Annotated in this window: 5 protein-coding genes and 1 pseudogene; 4 read left to right on the top strand and 2 right to left on the bottom strand. The window is 72.9% G+C overall.

Annotated elements, in window-relative coordinates:
* The coding region (locus ACFRMQ_RS36905) for a PIG-L family deacetylase (protein ID WP_380735215.1) at positions 1-783 on the bottom strand (783 nt) is incomplete at its 3' end.
* A 182-nt stretch (positions 784-965) separates the two neighbouring features.
* Here ACFRMQ_RS36905 and ACFRMQ_RS36900 point away from each other — a divergent pair.
* Positions 966-1,155 (top strand): annotated as a pseudogene (locus ACFRMQ_RS36900) (SAM-dependent methyltransferase); the annotation flags it as partial.
* Positions 1,156-1,256: 101 nt separating this feature from the next.
* Here the strand turns inward: ACFRMQ_RS36900 and ACFRMQ_RS36895 are convergent.
* Complete coding sequence (locus ACFRMQ_RS36895) at positions 1,257-3,095, bottom strand: hypothetical protein (protein WP_380735213.1); 1,839 nt, start codon at positions 3,093-3,095, stop codon at positions 1,257-1,259.
* A 246-nt stretch (positions 3,096-3,341) separates the two neighbouring features.
* Here ACFRMQ_RS36895 and ACFRMQ_RS36890 point away from each other — a divergent pair, with 246 nt between their 5' ends.
* The 3 genes from ACFRMQ_RS36890 to ACFRMQ_RS36880 are packed head-to-tail and all read left to right on the top strand — an operon-like array spanning position 3,342 to position 6,070.
* Positions 3,342-4,283, top strand: a complete 942-nt coding sequence (locus tag ACFRMQ_RS36890) for an HpcH/HpaI aldolase/citrate lyase family protein (RefSeq protein WP_380735212.1) — start codon at positions 3,342-3,344, stop codon at positions 4,281-4,283.
* Positions 4,284-4,285: 2 nt separating this feature from the next.
* Positions 4,286-5,521, top strand: a complete 1,236-nt coding sequence (locus tag ACFRMQ_RS36885) for an aminotransferase class I/II-fold pyridoxal phosphate-dependent enzyme (RefSeq protein ID WP_380735211.1) — start codon at positions 4,286-4,288, stop codon at positions 5,519-5,521.
* A gap of 18 nt (positions 5,522-5,539) precedes the next feature.
* Complete coding sequence (locus tag ACFRMQ_RS36880; protein WP_380735210.1) at positions 5,540-6,070, top strand: MaoC family dehydratase; 531 nt, start codon at positions 5,540-5,542, stop codon at positions 6,068-6,070.
* Positions 6,071-6,107 lie beyond the last annotated feature (37 nt).

Genomic DNA, 6,107 nt, shown 5'->3' with positions numbered 1-6,107 from the left:
GTCCTGGACCCGGACGAAGGTCTCCGTGCCCATCAGTCCGGTGAACCGCTCCCGGCCCATCTTCAGGAAGAAGATGTTCTCGCCCTGGCTGGCGTGCGCGGCCAGGGCGTCGAACTTCCGGCCGCCGAACTCGGTGGTGTCCACCCACGTGGTGATCTCCTCGTCGGGCAGGCCGAACGGCGGCACCTCGGACGCCTCCGAGGCGTCCGGCTCGTCCCAGTCCGCGCCGAACTCCCGCATGACCTCGCCGAACCGCCGCATCGCCGAGCGCGGTGCCGTCGTCCAGTAGACCTTCGGCGTCAGCCCGGCCAGCTCCACCGCGGCCATGGTGATGCGGTGGGCCTGGATGTGGTCGGGGTGGCCGTAGAAGCCGTTCTCGTCGTAGGTGACGACGACGTCGGGCCGGTAGTGCCGCATCAGCTCGGCGAGGCGGGCGGCGCCGTCCGCCACCGGCGTGCTCCAGAAGGACCCGGGCGCGTCGTTGCTCGCCCAGCCCATCATCCCGGAGTCGGCGTACTCCAGCAGTTCCAGGTGCCCGACCTCCAGCACCTCGCAGCTGGCCTCCAGTTCCCGGCGGCGCATCGCGGCGACGGCCTCCGGGTCGTGGCCCGGCTCGCCCGGCTTGACCCCTCCCGGCCCGTCGCCGCACCTGCCGTCGGTACACGTGACGAGGACCGTACGGATGCCCTCCGCCGCGTACCGGGCGAGGACACCTCCCGTCCCGGTGGCCTCGTCGTCGGGGTGGGCGTGCACCGCCATCAGCGTCAAAGGCCGGTCGGCCATGGAATCCATCCTCCGGTCCGGGGTGTGCTCGTCACCCAGTCTGCGCCACCCGGCAGGGTGACCGCTCGCAGTATCCGGCCCGGGCCGGAGCCGCTCGACACCACCCCTCGGGTTCCGGGAGGGTGCGGGACGGTTCTCCTACGATCGACTGGACAACGGACCCCGGCGACGGATTTGTTCCCCTGACCGATCACACCGGCGGGATCGACCGGTCGAAGCCCAGCATCGCCCGCGTCCACGACTACCTGCTCGGCGGCCGGGACAACCATCCCGTCGACCGCGAGGTCGGCGACTTCTTCCTCGACGGACTGCCCGGTTCGGTGGCCCTGGCGTTCGCCAACCGCCGGGCCCTGGTCCGTGCCGTGGGCGCCATGGCCGACGGCGGTGCGAGGACCGCGAACGGGCCGCCGGTCCTGCCGTTGTTCGACGCCGCTGTTCCGACGCTCACCAATACCCTGACCAGGGAGCGGCGTTCACCACCGCCAGGCCCGGCGGATCCGGTTCCCGCCCGCCAGGGCCAGCAGCGCCCCGCCCGCCGCGGCGACCCCGGCCACCGCCAGGTTCTGGCGCTGAGCCCGGCGCCGGTCGGCGACGACGGCCCGGGCCGAGGCCGCCAGGAAGGCCCGTTCGACCCCGGCCGCGGCCAGCTCGCCGGCCGTCACCCGCCGCATCAGCTCCTCCAACCGCCCACCCCGGCACAGCAGTTCCGGGTCCCGGTCGGCGTCCTCCCAGCCCCGCGCGGCCGTGGTCAGCCGCAGTTGCTCCCCCAGTGCCTCGCGGCCCTCCGCCAGCCAGCCCCTCAGCCTGGGCCAGGCCGACGCCAGCGCCTGGTGGGACAGCTCGACGGTGTCCCGGTCCACCACCACCAGCCGTGCCCGGACCAGCCGTTCCAGCACCTCGGGGACGCCGGGATCGTCGAACTCGGCCCGCCGCACCGGCCTCCGGGCGCACTCGTCGCCGTCCGGCACCAGCTCGCCGCCCGGTGTCAGTACGCCGCCCGCGGCCGCCGCACCGCCGACGGCGCTCTCACCGCCGTTCTTGTCACCGGCGCCGAGCCACTCCCCGCCCAGCCGCAGGAACACCGCCTGCGCCCGGGCCCGGTCGGCCGCGTCCAGGCCGTTGTACAGCGCCTCCGCCGTCCGGGCCAGCGCGCCCTCGAAGCCTCCGGTGGCCTGGAACCCGGCCAGCGTGAGGGCGTTGCCGCTGCGCCGCCGCCAGGTCTCCAACAGGGCCGCGGACACCAGTGGGAGCGCGCCCGGTTGCTGCGCGACGGTCGAGATCAGGACGGCCAGCAGGGCGCCCTCGACGGTGCAGCCGGACCGTGACGCCGGTTCGGTGATCGCCCGCCGCAGCTCGTCCGGCGCCGGACGACCCACCGCCAGCACCCCGTGCCGGCCGGCCTCGGCCAGCCCCGGGTGCTCGGCCAGCAGCGGCGCGCACTGGTCCGAGCGGACCACCAGCACCACCCGGCAGCGGGCCGGCGCCGACACCGGCAGCCCCTGCGCCGCCTCGCCCGGGCCGCCCGCGGCGGTCGCCACCAGCGCGTCCAGGAACCGCGCCCGCTCGGCGGCGTCCCGGCAGCGGGTGCGCAGTTGCTCGCCCTGGTCCACCACCAGCACCGGCTCCCCGGCGGTCGGCCCGGAGGCGCCGCGCGCCGCTTCCCCGGCCCGCTGACCGAGCCGGGCCAGCGCCAGCGCGTACGCCTCCATCGGCCGTTCGCCGGGAGTCAGCAGCGCCACCGGGGCTCCGCCGTCGGCCGGGGGCCGGCCCGACCCGGCCCCGCCTCCGGTTCTCCCCGTGGCCGCGCCGGCGGCGAGGCGCCCGTCGAGCCGGGCCAGCAGGCCGGCCCTGACCAGCGAGGACTTGCCCGCCCCGGACGGCCCGGAGAGGATCACCAGCCGCCGTTCGGCCAGCAGCGCGACCAGCCGCTCCAGCAGCGCCTCGCGGCCGAAGAAGCGCTCTGCGTCGACCGCCTCGAACGCGGCCGCGCCCGGATAGGGTGCCCGTCCGGCCTCCTGGGCGCGCCTCCGGGCGGCGACCCCGGCGGCCAGTTCGGCGGCGAGCAGCTGCCAGCGGTGCCGCCACTCCGGCACGTCCCCGTCGCAGGCCTGCACATAGGCGAGGGTGACGGCGAGACTGGGCAGCCGCCTCCCGCCCGCGGCCACCGACAGGCTGGCCGCCGAGCAGTGGGCCCGGAGCGCGAGTTGACGGTACGGCGGGCTTCCGGCGCGCTCCCGCAGGGCCCGCAGATCGCCCGCGAAACGCAGCAGCGGCCCGTCCCCCGGGTCCAGTGGACTTTCCCGACGCGGCACGACGTCCCCCTTCTCCGGTGAAGCGGTGTCCCCCGAATACCTCTGTTCCCACGCGTCACACGCACCGCGCGCGCCCCGTGTCCATCCCCCCCGTTGATTCATCATGCACACCACCATTGGCGTCAAACAATGGGGCGGACGGGCCGGTTGTTCCGAGTTGTTGTTCAATGTCCACTCGCACGGCGCCGAACAATGCCGGTGGGATAGAACCGGAACCCGCAGCCTTCGCTGACTTCGGAGACATCCATGAGGTTCACGCGGTACTGCCGTTCCCTCCTGTCCACACCCGCGATGGCGGTGGAGCGGTACACCAAGAGCCACCAGTCCGGGGCCGACATCGCCATGGTCGATCTGGAGGATTCCGTCCCACCCGCCCTGAAGGAGGAGGCCCGTCGGCTCGCCGAGGAGTTCTTCACGCTCCCGTCCACCAAGCTCGCGCGCAGCGCGGTGCGGATCAACACGCTCTCCGGACCGGACGGTTTGTGCGACCTGATCGCCATCACCCGCTACCGCGTCAAACCCGACCTGGTGCTGATCCCGATGGCGGAGTCCCCCCGGGACATCGAGATCGCCGCCGGCGCGATCGGCGCGCACTGCCCCGAGACGGAGTTCCTGGCCGTCGTGGAGACCCCGCTGGGCATCGAGCACGCGCCCGCCATCGCGGCCGCCGGGCACCGGCTGCGCGGGCTGGTCTTCGGCTCGGCCGACTACGCCTTCGCGGTCGGCGCCCGGCTCTCCTGGGAGGCCCTGGCCCACGCCCGCGCCCGGGTGGTCAACAGCGCCCGCGCCGCGGGGGTGGAGGCGATGGACGCCCCGTTCTTCGAGGTGACCGACCTCGCCGGGCTGCGCCGGGAGGCCCAGCTCGCCCGGGACTTCGGGTTCAGCGGCAAGATCGCCGTCCACCCACGCCAACTCTCCCTGATCAACGAGACGTTCAGCCCGGACGAGGCGTTGCTGGAACGCGCCCGCCGGGTGGTCGCGGCGGGACTGGAGAACGGCCGGTCGGTCACCGTGGTGGACGGGGTGATGGTCGGCATGCCGTTCTTCGAGGCCTCCCAGCGCCTGATCGAGCAGTTCGACCCGCCCCGGCCCGACGACCGGCCCCGGCCGGAGATTCCGCACGACCTCCGGGAACACCCACAGGACCAAGCACCCACCGACCCACCGAGCCACGCGACGGAGAAGTGACGATGACCGAAGAATCCATCCTCGGCCCCCGCCGGTACCGCAACGCCGAGGCCATGCTGGCCACCGCCGACCCGGTCTGGCAGACGGCCGCCGCCAACGGCCTGATCGGCATCACCGCGGACTCCGAGTCCAACAACCGGCTGATCGTCCGCGAGACCGGCCACGAGTTCGCCAACATGGTCTCCTGCTCGTACCTGGGCCTGAACGACCACCCCGCGGTCCTGGCCGGCGCGGTGGACGCGCTGACCGAGTCCCGCACCACCTCGCTGGTCATCTCCACCACCCGGATCCGGCACAACCTGCTGGTGCGGCTGGAGGAGGAGCTGGGCGAGCTGTTCGGCGCCCACGTGCTGCCCGGGGCGTCCTGCAGCTCGCTGACCGCCGGCATCCTGCCGCTGATCGCCTCCGGTCACCTGGACGGCACCTGCCAGGGCGGCGGCGGGCCCCGGGTGATGGTCTTCGACCGCTTCTGCCACTTCTGCATGGCCTACATGAAGCCGGTCTGCGCGGACGAGTCGCTGGTCCTCAACTGCCCCCACAACGACCTGAACTACCTGGAGGACGTCTGCCGCAAGTACCCCCGGGTCGCCTACGTGGCCGACGGCGCGTACTCGATGGGCGGCACGGCGGCCCTCGACGGGCTGCTCGAACTCCAGGACCGCTACGGGCTGTTCCTCTACATCGACGACTCCCACTCGCTGTCCATCGCGGGCGAGCGCGGCGAGGGCTTCGTGCGCTCCCGGCTGGAGATGAACCCGCTGACGGTGATCACCACCAGTCTCGGCAAGGGCTTCGGCACCAGCGGCGGCATCGCGATGCTCGGCAACCGCGAGCAGTTCGAGTTCCTGCACCGGCACGCCGGCCCGGTCGGCTGGTCGCAGAACATCCCGCTGCCGCTGGTGGGCGCCTCGCTGGCCAGCGCCGCCATCCACCGCTCACCCGAACTGGCCGAGCTCCAGGCGAAGTTGAAGCGCAACATCGAACTCTTCGACGAACTGCTGCCGACCACCTTCGCGGGCAACGGCCTGCCGGTGCGCCGGGTCGACGTCGGGGAGGCCGAGCGGGCGGTCAAGCTGTCCGCCCAGCTCTTCGAGCGCGGCTTCTACAGCTCGGCGGTGTTCTTCCCGATCGTCCCCAAGGGCGAGGCCGGGCTCCGGCTGATGATGCGCGCCGACATGGACGAGCGGCTGATCCGCGAGTTCGCCGGCCACGTCAAGGAACTCACCTCCGACCTCTAGCACGTGGGAGCAACCGCCATGGAATCGACCGAACCGGCCGGCTACCGGCTGATCGGCGAGCGCCGCTACCGCGAGGTGGTCGGGCGCTACTACGAGGAGTTCGAGGTCGGCGAGGTGGTCGAGCACCGCCCCGGGCGGACCGTCACCGAGCTCGACAACGTGCTGATGAGCATGCTGAGCATGAACGACGCCCCGCTGCACATCGACGCCGCCTACAGCGAGCACACCCCCTGGGGCAAGCCGATCGTCTCCAGCCTGGTGACGCTCAGCATCGTCGGCGGGATGACCGCCCGGTCGACGAGCGGGCGCACCATCGCCAACCTGGGCTGGGAGAACATCCGGATGACCCACCCGGTGTTCACCGGCGACACCCTCTACGCGGAGACCGAGACCCTCGCCAAACGGCTCTCCAAGAGCCGCGCCGGGCAGGGCATCGTCCGCTGCCGCACCACCGGGACGAAGTCCACCGGCGAGGCCGTGGTGGTGTTCGAACGCAGCTTCCTCGTCCCGCTGCGCGGCCACGGGCTGGACGAGGTCGCCGGGTACTGACGAACGGTCACATCCGCGGGGAGGGGCGGTCCACCGC

Origin of the sequence: Kitasatospora sp. NPDC056783, assembly GCF_042789895.1 — a bacterium.
Lineage (GTDB): Bacteria > Actinomycetota > Actinomycetes > Streptomycetales > Streptomycetaceae > Kitasatospora.
Note: the sequence above shows the minus strand (reverse complement) of the source record. Positions and strands in the feature narration are given on the sequence as shown.